Origin of the sequence: Clostridium sp. YIM B02500 (assembly GCF_022324665.1) — a bacterium.
GTDB lineage: Bacteria > Bacillota > Clostridia > Clostridiales > Clostridiaceae > Clostridium > Clostridium beijerinckii.
In genome coordinates this window covers 27,566-45,241 of the sequence record NZ_JAKGTE010000008.1, presented here as the reverse complement: position 1 = coordinate 45,241, position 17,676 = coordinate 27,566, and the positions used below count along the sequence as shown (strand labels likewise).

The window sequence follows — 17,676 nt, the reverse complement described above, 5'->3', positions numbered from 1 at the left end:
TATATATTAATATGCATAATAATTTACTTATAATTCATAATTATTAGTTTTATTATGATGCAAATTATTATTTGAAAATTAAAAAAGTAAATTTGATCACGGAGGAAACATGCCAGAAACAGTATTACTTACATTTTTTTTAGCAAAAATTAGAGGATACAAAATATGTCCGTTATTTAGATCATGGGCTATTTATCCCCTAATTGTATTTGAAATATTCACGTTTGTTGGACAAGTTGCTACTTTTTCTGGCAATTATGTGATTATAAGAACCATAGGGAGATTGACACCTATTTATTTAATTACATATTTGTTTTTAATATTAAAATATGAATTATACATAAGTTCGATAATTGGATCGCTTTTTATGATTTTAGGCGGCGCATTAAACGATATTGCAATAAAAACTAATTGTGGATTTATGCCAGTTTACCAATCATTATCACGCCTTACAGGACGTTCATTAGAGAATTTTCAAGGAATGAATGATATTCATATATTAGGAGATTCACAAACTAAATTAAAGATATTAACTGACTTTATAGACTTAGGATACACTATTCTTAGCGTAGGTGATATATTTATAAGAGTATTTGTGTTTTTAGTAATTTATAGTGCTTTAAAGAAAATTAATAATCAAGGGAGAAAAGAAGATGTTGAGATTAACAGTATTTGAATTTATATTTAGGTTAGTTCCAGAAGCATTTGTATTAATACTAGCAATGATAGCGTTATCTAATGTAAAACTTAATTCAAAAAGATATATAATTTCGAGTTTATTATTAGCAGTATGCGAATATGGAATACGACTTCTGCCTATAAATTATGGAGTGCCAACCATACTTGATATATTTGTAATGATTATTATTATGTGGAGTATAAATAAAGCAGATGTGGTTTTGTCTATAAAGTCATCATTAATAACAACTATAGTTTTATTTATGTGTGAAGGATTAAATATGCTACTATTAAACATTGCGTTTAGAAATAGTTTGGATGTTATAATGCTAAATCCAGTATTAAAAGAAATATATGGGTTACCATCTCTAGTATGTTTTGCAATTATAACATTAATTTATTATTTAAAAAAAGGAATGCTTAGAGATGTTTAAAATTGAGAATATATGCAAAAAATTTTCTGGTTATATTGCACGTGAATTAAATCTTAATGATGATAGAAGATCAGTAATAAACTATGGAATATTTGCTTTTGCCCAAATTATGATTTGCATAGCATTAGTTATGATATTTGGAATTGTTTTCAATGCAATGATTGAAGCACTTATCGTATCATTTACAACAAGTATGCTAAGGAAAAGCTCAGGGGGAGCTCATGCAAGTTCACCTGAAAAATGTGCGATTATAGGAACTGTTGTTAGTGTAGGAATGGGAATAATAGCGAAATATGCACATTTTGATTTGATTTTGATTATAGTGGTAGGAAGCATAATATTTGCATGGTCGTATTATATTATATATAAATTAGCTCCTGTTGATAGTGTGGCAAAACCAATTAAAAGTTATAAAATGAAAAAAAGGCTAAAAAAAGTGTCTATCATAACGTTGAGCGTTTACTTAACTATTGTATTAATTTTAATTTTGTCATATTTGCTAACAAAGAATCTTACTTTATTAACATATTCTTTGTGTATTTATATAGGCTTGTCGTGGCAGATTTTTTCTTTAACTAAAACTGGACATTTAGCATTGAGGTAGTTCGGACATTAAAAAACTAGGTTACTTAATTTAAAGGAGGTGAAGTTAATGAAACGAAAAATTTTAATGGTAGTAGCAACAGCAGCAACACTTATCGCATCAATTGTTTCTACTTCTGCATGTATATGGGGACATTATCAGCCAGAAGAGCCTAAGTGCTTAAGAGAAGAATAATTTACAAAGTGAGACCAGCATATTGGGTCTCACTGTAACTATTTATGAGGGATATGATATGAAGCGTGTAAAAGATGACAAAAAAAAACAAGTTAATGATATAATATCTGTAGTAAAATTATCTTCACTTTTATTCGTGGGTATAATTTTATGTAGAGAGTTTATTAAAAATACTAACTCGCAAGTATGGGAAATTAGTTACTATTATCAATATGTATTTCTTTGTGCTCCATTAATGATAATAACTTTAGTTTACTGCGCATGGACATTTTCAATAAAAAATAAGATTAGATGGAGGCATGGAACTATATTCAATAAAATCGAAATAGCAGTATTTATAATAGTGTTTTCGATAATTATATTTATATGTGGAGTAAATGAAAGCCAATATAAATTTTTGTATTTGTTTATAATAATAACAACAACAATTCAATATGGAATGAAACAAGGTATTATAGTTTCCTGTATTTCATCTCTAATTATTTTAGCTATGGATATATTTATGGAACCTAATGTAATAGTAAATACATATTTTGAAAATGATTTAATCTTAGCAGGAGTATTTATTTTGACTGCATGGCCCTTGGGATTCTATGTAAAGATAGAAGCAGAACATATTAAAAAGTTAGAGGAGTTAATAAATATTGATGGACTTACTGAACTTTATAATCATAGATACTTCTGTGACTCGTTAGCAGAGAAAGTTAAGAATGGAGATAGGAATAGCAAACCTGTATCCATGATTTTTATAGATATAGATTATTTTAAGCAATATAACGATACTCATGGCCATCAAAAAGGTGATTACGTTCTTAGAAGAATTGGTGAAATTATTAAAAGTAACATAGGAGAGGAAGATATTGCAGCAAGATATGGGGGGGAAGAATTCTCAATAATACTGCCTGATGCAAATGAGGAAGAAGCAATTCAGGTGGCAGAAAATTTAAGAAAAAAAATAGAGTGTACACGTTTTTATGGTGAAGAAAGTCAGCCTAAAGGGAAAGTTACAGTTTCAATAGGTGTATCAGTTTATCCATATAAAGCGAGAAATGATATAGAATTAATAAAAAGCGCAGATGATGCACTATACAGAGCAAAATTTTTCAATAAGAATAGGGTCGAAGCATATACATCAATTCTAGATGAAATCAAAAAAAATATAGATGAAAAAGATATTGAACTTGTCGCTTCGATAAAAACCTTGATTAGTGTTATTAATGCTAAAGATAGATATACTTATGGTCATGTAGAAAGAGTTGTAGTGTATAGTAGAATGATTGCTGATAAACTCAAATTAAGCAAAAGAGAAAAAGAAATTTTAATTTATGGCGCTTACATGCATGATATTGGCAAGATTAACATCAATAAAGAAGTGTTAATGAAAAAAATGAGATTAACAGATGAAGAATGGGAATTATTAAAGCAACATCCTGCTAATGGAGTTGAAATTATAAAATCTGTAGATTCACTTAAAGATATCATACCTTTAATCATAAGCCATCATGAAAGGTATGATGGAAACGGATATCCTAATAAACTAAAGGGCAAAGAAATACCTTATCTAGCAAGAATTCTGACAGTTGTGGATAGTTTTGATGCAATGACATCAAATAGACCATATAATACTAGAAAAACTTATGAGGAAGCTGCAGAGGAACTTGAAAAATGCAGCGGGACACAATTTGATCCTGAAATTTCGGCAGCTTTCATTGAAATAGTTAGAAAGAATGAGGGAGAGGCTTTTATAGAAGGCGTAAGCGATATAGGAGAAATACACATATAAATAAATCATAAATATCTATTTTAATCAAATTGCATGTTAATATTAGTTTTAGAAACTTAATAGTAGTAATTCACCTATTTGCTGTAAAAGAATAAGCTGTTTTTAGAAAGAAAGTTTATTAATGGAGGCAATTTGCATGGGTTACTATATTAAAGTAGAACCAGACGTTAAAGTTTATGTAGAAGATCTTAATGAAGAAGGAAGAAATACAATTGTATTTTTACATGGTTGGCCAGGAAGTCATAAATTATTTGAATACCAGTTTAATATCCTTCCTAAAATGGGATATAGGTGTATTGGGATAGATCAAAGAGGGTTTGGCGAATCAGATAAACCATACAGGGGGTATGACTACGATAGATTAGCAGATGATGTTAGAAGAGTTGTGGAAGTGCTTAATTTAAAAAACTTTACATTGTTAGGTCATTCTACAGGTGGAGCAATCGCTATTAGATATATGTCAAGATATGATAATGACAAAGTTTCTAAGTTAGTTCTTTGTGCAGCAGCAGCACCAAGCCTTGTTCAAAGATCTTATTTTCCTCATGGGTTACAGAAACAAGCCGTTATTGATATAATCAAAGGAACATATAATGATCGGCCTAAAATGCTTCAAGATTTTGGAGATATTTTTTTCTATAAGCATATTACAGAGAGTTTTTCAAATTGGTTCTTTCAGCTTGGATTGCAGGCAGCAGGTTGGGCTACAGCAGAAGTTGCTAATACTTGGTTAGGTGAAGAAAGTTTGTTTTCGGATCTTGGAAAAATTAATGTTCCGACATTGATTCTTCATGGTATTCATGACCAAGTTTGTTTATTTGCTTTGGCTAAAGCTCAAAAGCAAATCATTAAGAATTCCAGAATTATACCATTCACTGATAGTGGACATGGATTATTCTACGATGAAAAAGAAAAATTCAATGAAGAGCTAACAAAATTCATTGAACAGTAATATTCATGAGAGGTAAGTGACTGTAATTAAGTGATATTTTGATTTTAAGTTGAAGATAGGAATATGATATAGAAATTATATTTTTTATAAGGTTACAAATTCTAAAGAATATATATTGTTTAGAATAGTACCTTATATTTTCTTTTATGATGATTAATATAATGTAAGTAAACTTGACTAATTCTTATTTTATTGGTAAGTTAAATAAATGGTTACTAAATTAATCTGTATATATAGTAAAAGCAGAAATATTAATTATAATCTGGGAAGGATGATATGCTTTGGAAGAAAGTACTAAAATAGAAGAAAAAGGTAAGAAGAAAAGTAATTTTATTAAAGATTGGATAATACCAATATTTTGTGCTTTAGTAATAGCGTTTTTACTAAGACAGTTTGTATTTTTTAATGTATATGTGCCAACAGGATCAATGATTCCAACTATAAATTTAAATGATAAAATTTTAGTAACAAGAATACATAACTTTGATAATCTAAAAAGAGGAAACGTAATTGTATTTTATTCAGATGAACTTAAAGAAACTTTAGTAAAGAGATTAATAGGTTTGCCAGGAGATAAGATAGATATAAAAAATGGGGTAGTATTTGTAAATGGAGAAAAGTTGGAAGAAGATTATGTGAAAAATAAGGATGATTATAATGGATCATTCGAAGTACCACAAGGAAAGTATTTTTTCTTAGGAGATAACAGACCTGTATCATTAGATGCAAGGTATTGGAAAGAACACTATATAGATAGCTCTAAAATAGAAGGAAAGGCTCAGTTTATATTTTATCCTTTTAAAGATTTTGGAATGCTAAAATAATTTAAGAAAACCACTCGAGAGAGTGGTTTTAACTTATACTTATAAAATTAGCAGCTATTTCTCCATTACCGATTATTGATACTATATCACCTTTAACCATAGGACCTAAGTTAATCGTTTCGTTGACTGTATCGAATCTCTTAAAAAATTTTATATCTCCATCAGGGTCTATAACAATTAAACTTGTAATGTTATTAGGAGTTATAAGTTTTGCAGTATAATTTTCTTTGCTGCTTTCAGAAATTTTATATATACCTTGCTTGTAAGTATTTGCTATTGGAATCGTTGCATTAGCATTGCTTATAGTAAAGATAAAAAATATTAAGAGAGTTGCTAAGAAGTTTTTTATTTTCATTATTTATACCTCGCTTTAATGCAGTTATAATTTTTTAAACGCAGCCAATAAAATACTGGCTGCGTCTTTACTTAAGTTAATTAGAGGAATAGAGATTAATGCATTAAATATATTCTGCAAAAACGTTATCTATTATACTTAAATATTAAATTTATAAAAATATAATAAAAACAATAGAATATTTTGTCGGATTATGTTAATATATAAGTGTACAAAAGAGTATGTCTCAAATTATATAAAACCTTAATAATCTCATAATCTCTTATAAATATGGATGCGGCTAAGTTGGGCCGCATCTTTTTTTTGTACCTTCTTAATAAATACTAATGTCAAGGTATAGTTTATAAGAAATTTTAATTTAACACTCATTAAAAATTATTTATAGGCAAATTATTTATATTATATTATCACAAGAAAAGTGGATTTTAAGGTCGGTATTTCATAATATGTGTTATAAAATAATATTGAAGGAAGTATATAATGTTAAAAGCAATTTTAAAGCCAGTGGAGAAGATTCTTACTAACAGATTTAATAAACCTGGATTGAAGGAGGAATTATCAAAACATCCAGATTATATTTCAAAAGCACGAGAAATTTGGGATATGATTGATGAGGATTTTGGAATTTCAAGTACAATTGAGAATGTACTAAAATTAAAAATAGACAAGTTTGATAATACTTTAATATCTAAATTTCCAGAATTAAAAAAAGAGGATATTGAGGAATTAAAACAAAATATACTTGAGAATTTAAATCTAGGCAAAGATTTTACATTTGGTAATGCAAAAGTAATTAAGGAATTGAATGATATTAATTCTAAGTTGCAAGAGGAAAATGAGAAACTAAAAAGTCAATTAAGGAAATTTGAATCACTACTTACTTCGAGTAGTAATTCGAATTTAAATGAAGCAGAAACAGTTGCTAATAAAGATGAAAAATAATAAGTTTATAACTTAATTAAGAGTAGCCATTTGGCTACTCTTAATATCATATGAATGAGTGTATTAATAATTTCAAATTTATTCATTCTTTATATTCTCTGTAAGGCATTTCTACTACAAAGCCGGTTTCGTTGAACTTATAGTTCGTATTACTAAGAGGTGGTCTATTATAAATTAAATTCATTCCAACTTTATAAAGAGCTTCTGCCATCTCAGATGGATCTTGGATAACAGTACCGAGCATAGAACCTTTTTTAATTAATTCTCTAGCCTCTGGTATTGCATCAGCGCCAACAACTGGTATTGATTTATTACCTATATTATAACCATATTTTTGCAAGGCATTAATGGCTCCTATAGCTAAAGTATCATTATTTGCAATTATAGCTTCAATTTTATCACCATACTTTAGAAACGTAGACTCCATAATCATTTGAGCAGCTTCTTTAGTTCCTTCCGAAGATATTCTGGAAAGTTCCTCTGTTTTTATTCCAGCTTTATTAATTGTTGATATAGAATACCTTGTTCTTGCAGTAGTTAGTGTGTTATTGTTTTTATCTGTTAACATAATATATTGAAGAATATTATCTTTATTTTTATCCATAGCTGCTTTGTTAGTGTTCCATGCATTAACAATTAAATTTCCTTGTAAAATTCCAGATTGTTCAGCTGATGTAGCTATTACAAGAGCTTTGGGATAGGATTTTATTGAAGTTGTTACAAATGGAACTATATTAAATAAAAGTACAGGAATATTTTTTGACTTTACTTTGTTAATAAATGAGTCTATATTATTTGCATCTAAATTAACTAAGTTAGCTAATAAAAGATCAAAATCTGTTGAAAGTGTTGAAGTTATAAGTTCGTTTTGTATGTCTGTATTATTCTTCCCATCAAGAAATATAAATTCTAGATTGTTAGCGTTTTCTTTTTGGATTCTTTCTAAGTTATCTTTAATCAAAGAAATATAAGCATCATTAAATGAAGAGAGAAGTACTACTATTTTTATAGTTTTTTCTGATTTAATTTGTGCGTTTGCATATATATTATTTTTTACTATATTTAATGATGTAACGATAAATAATGTTAATATAGTAGTAAAAATTATTATTTTTTTTAATACCTTCATTTGAAGCCTCCGGGTTCTTAATATAATTAATAGTTTTAGGTTGTGTTTTAGTAAAAAAAATATACTCTATTTTGTTAATGCAATTTATTAGATATGATCTGTAAGAAATGTATATGATAATAGTTATATAATTTTTATTTAATAAAAGAATTTTTGCTTTCTATAAAATATAAAAAAATTTCTGTAGGATCTAGGTTTAATTCTTTCGATAATTTTAAAATAAAATTAATATTAGGATTGCAAAGGGAGGGATGTTTTTCTAACTTAGATAAATAACTTTTGCTGATTCCTAATTTTTTTGCCAATTTCGACTGAGTTAAATTTAATTCTCTTCTTTTTCTCTTTAACATACTTATCACCTCATTTTATAGCTTTCGAAAAAAGTCGAAAGTTTCCTGGTAGTAAACAATATTTGTTATATAATGTAATTACTAATGGCTTTAAATACAATATATAGCTAAAAAGTATTTTATTGGAGGTACAGTATGGACAAAAAGAAAGAAATTGAAGAATTAAGGGATGAATTAAATAAAATAATTAGTGAAAGGCTGGACTATAATAAAATTTTAAAGTTGAGTCAGAAGTTGGATATTTATATAGTTGAAGCTATGAAAACAGATGTTGAAGGTATAGATAAAGAGTAGATAAAAATGAACTTAAATGGACAAACTCGATAAAAAGTCATTCCTCATAAGTGTATACAGATTTTGTTTTAGTAAGAAAAATAGTAGGGTTTAATTAATTGGAGAATGGAGAATATAAAATAAAATGAATTATTAATTGTTTATACTCTAACTTATTAAACAATATATGTTATAATGTTAATTAGTATTTAAAATAGTATTATATAGTAGTATACATACAATAACTTGGGAGGGAAACTATCAATATATGATTATAATATTAAACGTTATTATTGTAATTTTGCTTGTATTTATGAATGGTTTTTTTGTAGCAACAGAATTTGCAATGGTAAAGGTAAGAAAATCAAGGATAGAAACATTAGCAATGGAAGGAAACAGAAATGCAAAGCATACATTAAAAGTTGTTACGGATCTGAATTCGTATTTATCTGCATGTCAATTAGGAATAACCTTAGCGTCATTAGGACTTGGTTGGGTTGGAGAGCCTGCATTTGCAGAGATGTTAAGACCTTTAATAAATCTATTTAATTTGCCGGAAATAACATTGCATTCAATTTCAGTGGTTTTAGGATTTTCAATTATAACTGGTCTTCATATTGTACTTGGCGAATTGGCGCCTAAATCATTGGCAATTATAAACACGGAAAACATAGCAATGTATACAGCTTTGCCACTTATAGCTTTTTATAGATTGACTTATCCCATAATGTGGACTTTTAACCATAGTACTAATTTAGTTTTAAAGATATTTGGAATTTCACAAATTAATGAGCAAGAAGCAGCTCATACGGATGAGGAAATAAAGCTTTTAGTTGAAGATAGCTATAAACATGGATTAATAGACCAAACGGAATTAACTTTTGTAGATAACATATTTGACTTTTCGGAAAAAACAGTAAGGGATATTATGATACCGCGTACTGATATGGCATGTATTTTTATTGAAGATACTTTTGATGAAATTATAAATTATGCTTTAGAGGAACAACTGACTAGATATCCTGTATGTAGAGATAGTAAAGATAATGTAATTGGATTCATACATATTAAGGACTTATATAAACTTAAATTTGAAGGCAGTGATAACATAGAAGGAATTATTAGAGAAATTAAATTTGTTCCCGAATCATTATCAATTAGTGAATTGTTTAAAACTTTCAAAAAGGAAAAAGCTCAAATGGCAATAATTATAGATGAGTTTGGTGGTACAGCAGGGCTTGTGACTACCGAAGATATCTTAGAAGAAATTGTTGGCGAAATTCAAGATGAATTTGATGATGACGGAGAAGAGGAAATAAGAGAGACTGATAATGGTAGCTATGTAGTTGATGGTAAAGTTTTAATCGGAGATATCAACGAACTTTTAGATACTAATATTGAAGCTGAAAATATTGATACTATTGGTGGATGGATTTACTCTCAATTGAAGTCATATCCAAAACCTAAAGAAAAGATAAATTATGACAAGTATGAATTTATAATTTTAAAATGCGATAGAAAAAGAATAAATCAAGTATTAATTAAAAATTTAAGTGAATAATTTAAAACAGTGCTTTTAGATATTTCTGCATATCTGAGTGCTGTTTTTTTATTTGTTTGCTAAATTTTTCTTACATACGTTCAATAAGGCATAAGTATAAAAATATTCGTAACCAGAGCTGCATATCATCTTGTTTTCAAAGAATTAAAGCCATAAATTTATTTAAGGTTAAATTAAGAATTCAAGATGATTTTTATTCAGCAGTGAATAGGAAATGGTTAAATAATGAAAAAAATCACGCAGAGAATAGTGATGAAAAGAAGATAATTAATTTATACAAAAATACTTTAAATATTGATGCAAGGAATAAGCAAGGAATTGGACCGATAAAAGGAATGTTGGAAGAATTGAGAAATATTAAAACAATAGATGATCTTTCCGAGTTGACGCTTGAATCAAAAGTTGAAAGTCCTTTAATAGAATTTTCTTTGTGAAAGAGTTTCAAGAAATAAATTGAATAAATTGAATAAATATAATGTGTTCGAATCGTTTGGATATATTGAATGAAAGATAAAGACACCGCTAATGGTGCTTTATCTTTTATTGAATTATATTTTTGTGGATGATTTAAGAAAATCGGAATGCAATCGTTTTATATGGCTTAAAAAGTATATATATGCAGTATCAAATATAAAACAGAAAATTCCTAAAGTAATGATTAATCCACTATGCAAAATAATGCTAGATGAGATTGTAGCTGCTAAGGTACCAATACATTTATTAATAGCTATAGTTAAACTTTGTCCCTTTATATCGGGTCTACCGACAAGCATTATTATGAATGATATGGACATTATGAGGTTTTGGATAAAAGCGGAATAGAATTTAGCTAAATCACCAAATTCTATGATAAAGAAATATTGGATAACAAAAGACATTATAAATATAATCAAAGTCCATGGCCAGAAGTATTCTTTATTTGTATGTTTTGGGAAATAGCGCTTCCCATATAATAGGTAAGTTAAGATGACTAAAATGTCTAAGCATAGCCAAATTAAAGTGATATAAGTTGTAATATTTAATATATTATCTTTTAAATCGAAATAAGAATTGACACTTTCCCAAGCAAAATTAAGAGCTAATGCAATAAATGGAATTCCGCAAGCTTTATATCTAAAACCTAAATGAATTAATTTTACATAAACAATCGACCAACAAAATCCACAAACTAATAACAAAAATAATACCATAAAATTGCTCCCTTATAATTATAAAAGTTAATTACATTGTTAATATATGATATTCAGAAGCTAAGAAAACTAGACTCGTATTTATTAATTTAAATTAGTAAATACGAGTCTAGTTTTCTCTTTTTAGATCTTCTATTGGCTGATATACATATAGCTCACAGTAATTGTCTTTGGACCTTGAATTGTCTATATATTCAAACCTGAAGGTGGCAGCAAATTTATAGCCAGACTTAAAAATCCATTTTCTATATAACTGGACTAATAAACGGCCTAAATGTCTTCCGTTAAGATCGTCAGGGCGAAAGAAACCAACAAAACGGAACACTACATATTTATGAGCTGGTATAGAAATACTAATCATTCCTTCAGGTATAGTATTTATATCAGAAACTTGGACACTTGGAATGTAATATATGAAGTCATCACTACCCCAATCTGTAAAACCAAAGTATTCATGTGGGTTTATCAAATTATTAATTTTATGCTTATGATTATAGAAGAAATCTCGACCATATGAATTTGCGCTTTTATCACCAGATTTACTTAATATCTTATGCTTTATCCCAATCAAATTGAATTTTTGTTTAAAGACAAATTGAGGATTATATGTAATAGAATTACCTATGGATAAGATATCGTTGCAATTAATCTTTTCTTTAAGTATTAAACTTAAAGAAATCTTATCGGATCTAATTTTAAGAGGCGTATGTCCAAAACATTTTTTAAATGCTCTAATATATGATTGTTCATAATCAAAACCGTACTCAAGAGCAATATCTATAATTCGCATAGTTGTATTAATTAATTCGTTAAGGCTAGATGTTAATTTTCGACCTTGAACATATTCCATAATAGATTCGCCGGTTAAAGATTTAAAGATTCTGTGTAGATAATATTTTGATATTCCTGTATGTAGTGAGATGTCAGCCAAAGAAATCTTATTATAGAGGTTATCTTCAATATAAGCTACAGTTTCAATAATAGTTTCTTTTAAGTCTTTCATATTTTAAACACCTTTTCTAAAAATAGTTATTGAGATAAATGAAAAATAATAAGGCAATAATTTTATGTAATATATTTGATGCTGAACAAAATTAAATATATTAATTTATTCATTTTGGAAATATATCGGACATTAAAAAAGCAATATCTGTTCATTTTAATTAACAATTTACATATAAAATCATATTGAAAGATGATTTTAAATTGTTTAGATTTATTATATCGATTAAAAGTTATAAAGTAAATACTTTGTAAATTAGAAAGAATTATACTGTATTGGTTACGGAAAGTAGGAGGTTTAGTATGAGTAGAAGAGTAGTTATTACAGGGATTGGAGCAGTTACATCACTTGGAATTGGAGCAGATAAGCTTTGGGAGTCAATAAAGGATGGAAGGTCTGGAATTAGTATGATTGAGGGAATAGATGTTTCTGATTTATCTACCAAAGTTGCATCTCAGGTAAAAGATTTTGATCCAAGTAGCTTTATTGATAAAAAAGAAGTTAAAAGAATGGATAGATTTGCACAATTTGCTCTAGCATCAGCTCAAATGGCTATGGAAGATTCGGCACTTAATTTGGAAAAAATAAATAAAGAACGTATGGGAGTAATAATTGGTAGCGGCATAGGAGGAATTGGGACTTTAGAAAGTCAGTATGATGAATTGAAAGAAAGAGGTCCTAGAAGAGTAAGTCCGTTTTTAGTACCAATGATGATAGCTAATATGGCTTCAGGGCTTGTTGCTATAAAATTTGGAGCTAAAGGTTATAATGAATGTACTGTTACAGCGTGTGCAACTTCAACAAATGCAGTTGGGAACGCATTTAAAGTAATTCAAAGAAATGATGCAGATATAATGATTGCTGGTGGAGCAGAGGCTTGTGTAACGAAACTAACTTTAGCGGGTTTTTGTGCAATTAAAGCTATGACAACAAATCATGATCCGGCTACTGCATCTAGGCCGTTTGATTCAGAAAGAAATGGATTTGTACTTGGAGAAGGTTCGGGTGTTCTTATACTTGAAGAATATGAGCATGCTTTAAATAGAGGAGCTAATATAATTGCCGAAATAGTTGGATATGGGTGCACTAATGATGCGTTCCATATAACTGCTCCGGCTGAAGAAGGGGAGGGGGCTGCAAGATGTATGAAAATTGCGCTTGAAGACGCAAAGATTACACCTTCCGATATAGGATATATAAACGCTCATGGAACATCAACAAAAGCAAATGACAAAAATGAAACTATGGCTGTAAAATCTGTTTTTGGGAAACATGCGTATGAACTTGCTATAAGCTCAACAAAATCAATGACGGGTCATCTGTTAGGAGCTTCAGGTGCTATAGAGGCGATTATAACGGCATGTGCTCTAAGAGAAGGATTTATCCCTCCAACAATAAATTACAAAAATCAAGATCCTGATTGTGATTTAAACTATGTACCTAATGAAGGAAAGAATCTGGAATTTACTTATGCTTTGAGTAATTCCTTCGGTTTTGGGGGACACAATGCAACTTTAGTTTTAAAGGCATTTAATTAGTTTAAGTGATATAACGGGTTAAGTTAGCTTGTCTTGTTTAAAGAATCTCTAGTAGCGACTTTTACATTAAAATTGTTGATAGTTCATTATTTTTGTGAGATTTTACAAATGCATAAGAAAATATGGATTATTTTGTTATAATATGATAATGTAGACATAAGCAAAACAATTCAAACATAATAATCTGAAAAACAGAATTAAAGATAGGTAGAGCGTTGCTCGGCCTATCTTTAATTCTTTAAGAAAACTAGATTTAAGACTAGAGATATTAGGTCAGAGTTTTAAAAAACACAACCATATATGCTATAGTCTATAATGATATTATAGACTATGGAGTTATACTGCTTTTTTGAGTGACATGCTATGATTAAGCTAATTTTAGATAGCTATATATTTAAACTCGGATGATTGGAAAATTTTCTGTGAGCGTAAATTGCAAATATGCTTAAAAAAATTAACCCTAATAATCCTTCCCCATTAATAATTTTTACATTACCAATAATAAATCCATAAGAAACATTATTATAAGAGTAGCCAAGTGTGGCTATGTTTATATTATTCCATAATATGTGCATTATACTTGGTAAAATTACATTTGGCGACATTGTATAAAGATAAGTAAAGCAATAGTTCAACGCAAAAATAGCTGCACATTGCAAAACTACATATGTAACTGCTTTAGGTAAACCAAAATGCATATTTAGAATAAAGAATGCTGGAACATAGTATAATGACCAAATGATACCCATTATAAAATTTGTTCTTTTAATACTATATCTTTTTAAAAGACGAGGTAAAAGGTAACCTCTCCAACCATACTCTTCAAATAATCCAGCTATAAAAAGTGTTAAAGAGATCAAAGTAATCTTTATAGAATCGAGAAATATGTACGATATATTTTCTGATAATACACCTTGTTTAGTTAAATATGCAGATGACCCGCATAGAAAGATCACAATTAATGGAAATGCAATAGCGAAAATTAAGCCCTTCAATGTGATTTTGTAAGTAAAGGGATTTAGTAATACTTTTAATGACCTTGATTCCATCAATATCGAAATTATAGCAGCGAAAGCTGGAATAACCATTATAATAGTTAAGGCTCCAATAAAACCTTTCGGTAAAAGTATTATACTTATAAAATAAGTTAATAAAAAAGTGATTGATAGGAATATTTTTTCGTATTTCATTTTTAAGCTCCTTTTAAAAACATAATTGTTTTAGTTCTTCGATATAATTATATTTTGTTTCGTAAAATAAATAACTTTGATTAATTATTATATCATATAGTTTAGAATATTATGTGGCAATGTTGGAATATTATATGAAAAACATGAAATGTTGCATTAGAAACTATATTTTTTGAGTTCTATTATTAAGAAGCAAAAATTTTTTATAGTCAATGCACTAATCGTTATTGAATATATATAATAAAAAGGGTATATTTAACAATTAAGTGGATAGTGTTATTATAAATATGGGATTATAAAAGAAGTCATTCTAAAGATGTACCATATTAGTTCGTGTGAATTGGACATTATAAAAAGGAGAGAGCTATGAAGAAAAAAGTGATAATAATAAATGGAACTATGGGGGTTGGAAAAAGTGCAACCTGTAGAGAGTTAAATAAAAAGTTGAAAAATTCAGTATGGCTTGATGGGGATTGGTGCTGGATGATAAATCCTTTCGTAGTTAATGAGGAAAATAAGAAAATGGTTATAAATAATATAAATTATTTACTGAGAAGCTTTCTTACTAATTCATCATTAGAATATATTATTTTTAATTGGGTTATACATATGGAAGAAATTTTTGATGATATATTAGAACCGTTAAATGATTTGAATTTTGAGATTATCAAGATAACTTTAATTTGTGATGAAGATGCTCTAAAGAAGAGAATTTTAGGAGATGTAAAGTTAAAGTTAAGGGATGAAGAGTGCGTAAGTAGAAGTGTTGAACGTCTTGATTTATATAAAGAAATGTCAACTAAAAAGATTGATACAAGCAACATTTCTGTATTGGAAACTGTAGATAAAATAATGAAAATTATTTAAAAATAAATCTTATTTATTTTTAATGACATGGAATATATTTAGGGAAAAAAATGTATACTGTGTAGATACCCCATTAACTAATACTTAACTTTCTTATATTAATATTTTATAGGTGGATTATCCACCTATATTTTTTTGTAAAACTATAAAATTTAAATATAGATAAATAATGTTAAAATTATTATAACAATTATGAATAAAATGTAAAAAACAAGGTTTTTGATTAGAGATATTTTTAATAATACTATGGTATTTCGAAAAAATATATAGGGGGTAGTCCTTTGCAGAGTCAAGGTTTAGAGCATATAAGGGCGGACGATAGAGTAAAAATAAGTAAAACAGAGGAAGCTACAGCTATTTTCTTTTTAAAGAGAATCTCTAAGGAAAAACATGTTGAATAATGTCGAAAAGATGATAGTATTAAGGCATGGACTTCGTTGAAAGAGTAAACAAGTAAAGCAATTAATAAAGAAAATGTTTACTTTAAAAATTCAGAAGACAAATAAAAAAACAAAGGAGAAAAACTAATGAAGAAAGCTTTTTTAAGAAAGATAGTGACGGCTGTTATTGCTGCTACAACAATGACTAGTATTGCACCATTAGGAGTATCTGCAGCGACTACTAATTCAATGTTTAACAATTATTACAATGTATTCTCTAATGGAGGATTACAAACTGGTTGGGTTAATAACAATGGTCAATGGTCATACTTTGATAATAGTGGAGCAATGCAAACTGGTGTTATTAAAGTTAATGGTGAGACTTATTGCCTAAATCAGAATGGTATAATGGAGATTGGAAAGGTTTTAGTAAACAATAGAATATATACAACTTCTCAAAGTGGACAAGTTATAGGGACTAAAGCTCCATCAAGTGATAAGGTATTCGATTCTGGAAATAACGTAGTACAAGATAATAATAAAACATCTACAGTAAAACCTTCAAATACGACAAGTACAACAGGAGGTACAACTGGAACTGTAACAACAACTAAACCCGCAACAGGAAGTACGACTGGTACTGTAACTACAAAACCTACAACAGGAAATACAAATAGTACTGGCACAACAACAACTGGAAATACAACAAATTCAGGAAGTACAACAAATACTTCTACAAGTACAAGCTCGCTAGATGTTCAGGGGTTACCTAAGTTACCAGCTAATTATTCTGTAACTGTACAAGCTGCTGCTGAACAAAAGATTCTTGAATTAATGAATGCAAAAAGAACAGAAGCGGGTTTAAAACCGTTAACATTAGATAATACTTTATTACAAGTGGCTAGATATAAGAGTAATGATATGATCCAAAATAATTTCTTCGACCATACAAATCCAGATGGAACAAAGTGGACAAATTGGTTGCAAGCAGTAGGCTATAGATACACTACAACAGGTGAAAATATAGCATACAACACATATGATGCTGTTGAATTATTTACTCAATGGTGGAACTCACCAGGTCATAGAGCAAACATGATGAATTCTTCATATACTAAAGTTGGTGTAGGAGTTCTTTATGGAAATGGTAAATACATGGGAACACAAGAATTCTCAAACTAGTAAGCCGTAATAATTACATGTGGCTTATCGAAATAAAGGACAATTATTTTTATGAAAGTCCTTTATTTCTAGTTTTTGATATTTGGTTTAATCATAGAACTTAATTTAATTATACATAATCAATGGAATTGAAATGAGGAGAATATACCCTAAAAGGTAATGTCTAAAAGACTGTGCCGTTTAGGGTATATTTTTTATCTTAATTAGTACATATGTATATAATTTTAGGTTATCCTTATTATAGGATGTGATTATAATATCTAGTAA

20 protein-coding genes are annotated in these 17,676 nt (G+C 28.4%); 15 read left to right on the top strand and 5 right to left on the bottom strand.

Going from position 1 to position 17,676, the window contains the following annotated elements; translation table 11 throughout:
* Positions 1 to 109 precede the first annotated feature (109 nt).
* The 7 genes from L1S46_RS08630 (at position 110) to lepB (ending at position 5,449) form a co-directional block, all read left to right on the top strand.
* Positions 110 to 676 carry a DUF5317 family protein gene (locus tag L1S46_RS08630; RefSeq protein ID WP_238899763.1) on the top strand — a complete coding sequence of 189 codons (567 nt, stop codon included), beginning with the start codon at positions 110 to 112 and terminating at the stop codon, positions 674 to 676.
* Complete coding sequence (locus L1S46_RS08625; protein WP_039772024.1) at positions 654 to 1,112, top strand: hypothetical protein; 459 nt, start codon at positions 654 to 656, stop codon at positions 1,110 to 1,112. Before L1S46_RS08630 ends, L1S46_RS08625 begins: the two co-directional genes overlap by 23 nt.
* Complete coding sequence (locus L1S46_RS08620; protein WP_238899762.1) at positions 1,105 to 1,716, top strand: accessory gene regulator B family protein; 612 nt, start codon at positions 1,105 to 1,107, stop codon at positions 1,714 to 1,716. Before L1S46_RS08625 ends, L1S46_RS08620 begins: the two co-directional genes overlap by 8 nt.
* Before the next feature lie 48 nt (positions 1,717 to 1,764).
* On the top strand, positions 1,765 to 1,890 hold the full coding sequence (locus L1S46_RS08615; RefSeq protein ID WP_039772020.1) for a cyclic lactone autoinducer peptide: 126 nt from the start codon (positions 1,765 to 1,767) through the stop codon (positions 1,888 to 1,890).
* A gap of 58 nt (positions 1,891 to 1,948) precedes the next feature.
* Entirely contained in the window at positions 1,949 to 3,673 is a 1,725-nt protein-coding gene (locus tag L1S46_RS08610) for a diguanylate cyclase (protein WP_238861284.1), read from the top strand.
* Positions 3,674 to 3,809: 136 nt separating this feature from the next.
* Complete coding sequence (locus tag L1S46_RS08605; protein ID WP_077854599.1) at positions 3,810 to 4,625, top strand: alpha/beta hydrolase; 816 nt, start codon at positions 3,810 to 3,812, stop codon at positions 4,623 to 4,625.
* A 281-nt stretch (positions 4,626 to 4,906) separates the two neighbouring features.
* Complete coding sequence (gene lepB / locus L1S46_RS08600; RefSeq protein ID WP_012060153.1) at positions 4,907 to 5,449, top strand: signal peptidase I; 543 nt, start codon at positions 4,907 to 4,909, stop codon at positions 5,447 to 5,449.
* A gap of 28 nt (positions 5,450 to 5,477) precedes the next feature.
* Here the strand turns inward: lepB and L1S46_RS08595 are convergent, their stop codons facing one another.
* Positions 5,478 to 5,804, bottom strand: a complete 327-nt coding sequence (locus L1S46_RS08595; protein WP_012060152.1) for a hypothetical protein — start codon at positions 5,802 to 5,804, stop codon at positions 5,478 to 5,480.
* A 480-nt stretch (positions 5,805 to 6,284) separates the two neighbouring features.
* Here L1S46_RS08595 and L1S46_RS08590 point away from each other — a divergent pair, with 480 nt between their 5' ends.
* On the top strand, positions 6,285 to 6,746 hold the full coding sequence (locus L1S46_RS08590; protein WP_238861288.1) for a hypothetical protein: 462 nt from the start codon (positions 6,285 to 6,287) through the stop codon (positions 6,744 to 6,746).
* Between the two features lie 82 nt (positions 6,747 to 6,828).
* Here L1S46_RS08590 and L1S46_RS08585 read toward each other — a convergent pair whose 3' ends face one another.
* Together L1S46_RS08585 and L1S46_RS08580 are read right to left on the bottom strand one after the other, a co-directional pair.
* On the bottom strand, positions 6,829 to 7,875 hold the full coding sequence (locus L1S46_RS08585; RefSeq protein WP_238861289.1) for a substrate-binding domain-containing protein: 1,047 nt from the start codon (positions 7,873 to 7,875) through the stop codon (positions 6,829 to 6,831).
* A 134-nt stretch (positions 7,876 to 8,009) separates the two neighbouring features.
* Entirely contained in the window at positions 8,010 to 8,225 is a 216-nt protein-coding gene (locus L1S46_RS08580) for a helix-turn-helix transcriptional regulator (protein WP_023973012.1), read from the bottom strand.
* A 135-nt stretch (positions 8,226 to 8,360) separates the two neighbouring features.
* On the opposite strand from L1S46_RS08580, the gene L1S46_RS08575 reads away from it, so the two are divergent.
* From L1S46_RS08575 to L1S46_RS08560, 4 genes are all read left to right on the top strand, one after another.
* Positions 8,361 to 8,519, top strand: a complete 159-nt coding sequence (locus L1S46_RS08575; protein ID WP_017208982.1) for an aspartyl-phosphate phosphatase Spo0E family protein — start codon at positions 8,361 to 8,363, stop codon at positions 8,517 to 8,519.
* A 247-nt stretch (positions 8,520 to 8,766) separates the two neighbouring features.
* A complete protein-coding gene (locus L1S46_RS08570; protein ID WP_077829378.1) occupies positions 8,767 to 10,059 on the top strand; it encodes a hemolysin family protein in 1,293 nt (430 codons plus the stop codon).
* 203 nt (positions 10,060 to 10,262) lie between these two features.
* Positions 10,263 to 10,493: a hypothetical protein gene (locus tag L1S46_RS08565; protein WP_077829377.1), complete on the top strand. Its 231-nt coding sequence runs from the start codon at positions 10,263 to 10,265 to the stop codon at positions 10,491 to 10,493.
* 124 nt (positions 10,494 to 10,617) lie between these two features.
* Positions 10,618 to 10,881 (top strand): hypothetical protein, encoded by a 264-nt coding sequence (locus L1S46_RS08560; RefSeq protein ID WP_238899761.1) that lies wholly within the window; start codon positions 10,618 to 10,620, stop codon positions 10,879 to 10,881.
* A gap of 477 nt (positions 10,882 to 11,358) precedes the next feature.
* Here L1S46_RS08560 and L1S46_RS08555 read toward each other — a convergent pair whose 3' ends face one another.
* A complete protein-coding gene (locus L1S46_RS08555; protein WP_012060147.1) occupies positions 11,359 to 12,252 on the bottom strand; it encodes an AraC family transcriptional regulator in 894 nt (297 codons plus the stop codon).
* Between the two features lie 302 nt (positions 12,253 to 12,554).
* Between L1S46_RS08555 and fabF the strand changes: the two genes are divergently transcribed.
* Positions 12,555 to 13,790 carry a beta-ketoacyl-ACP synthase II gene (fabF, locus tag L1S46_RS08550; protein ID WP_238899760.1) on the top strand — a complete coding sequence of 412 codons (1,236 nt, stop codon included), beginning with the start codon at positions 12,555 to 12,557 and terminating at the stop codon, positions 13,788 to 13,790.
* Positions 13,791 to 14,176: 386 nt separating this feature from the next.
* Here the strand turns inward: fabF and L1S46_RS08545 are convergent, their stop codons facing one another.
* Positions 14,177 to 14,980, bottom strand: a complete 804-nt coding sequence (locus tag L1S46_RS08545) for a type II CAAX endopeptidase family protein (RefSeq protein ID WP_012060145.1) — start codon at positions 14,978 to 14,980, stop codon at positions 14,177 to 14,179.
* Between the two features lie 366 nt (positions 14,981 to 15,346).
* Between L1S46_RS08545 and L1S46_RS08540 the strand changes: the two genes are divergently transcribed.
* Both L1S46_RS08540 and L1S46_RS08535 read left to right on the top strand, forming a co-directional pair.
* The gene (locus L1S46_RS08540) at positions 15,347 to 15,847 is read left to right on the top strand and encodes an AAA family ATPase (protein ID WP_012060144.1); all 501 of its coding nucleotides are present in this window, start codon (positions 15,347 to 15,349) and stop codon (positions 15,845 to 15,847) included.
* A gap of 527 nt (positions 15,848 to 16,374) precedes the next feature.
* The gene (locus L1S46_RS08535) at positions 16,375 to 17,409 is read left to right on the top strand and encodes a CAP domain-containing protein (protein WP_077829375.1); all 1,035 of its coding nucleotides are present in this window, start codon (positions 16,375 to 16,377) and stop codon (positions 17,407 to 17,409) included.
* Positions 17,410 to 17,676: the final 267 nt, after the last annotated feature.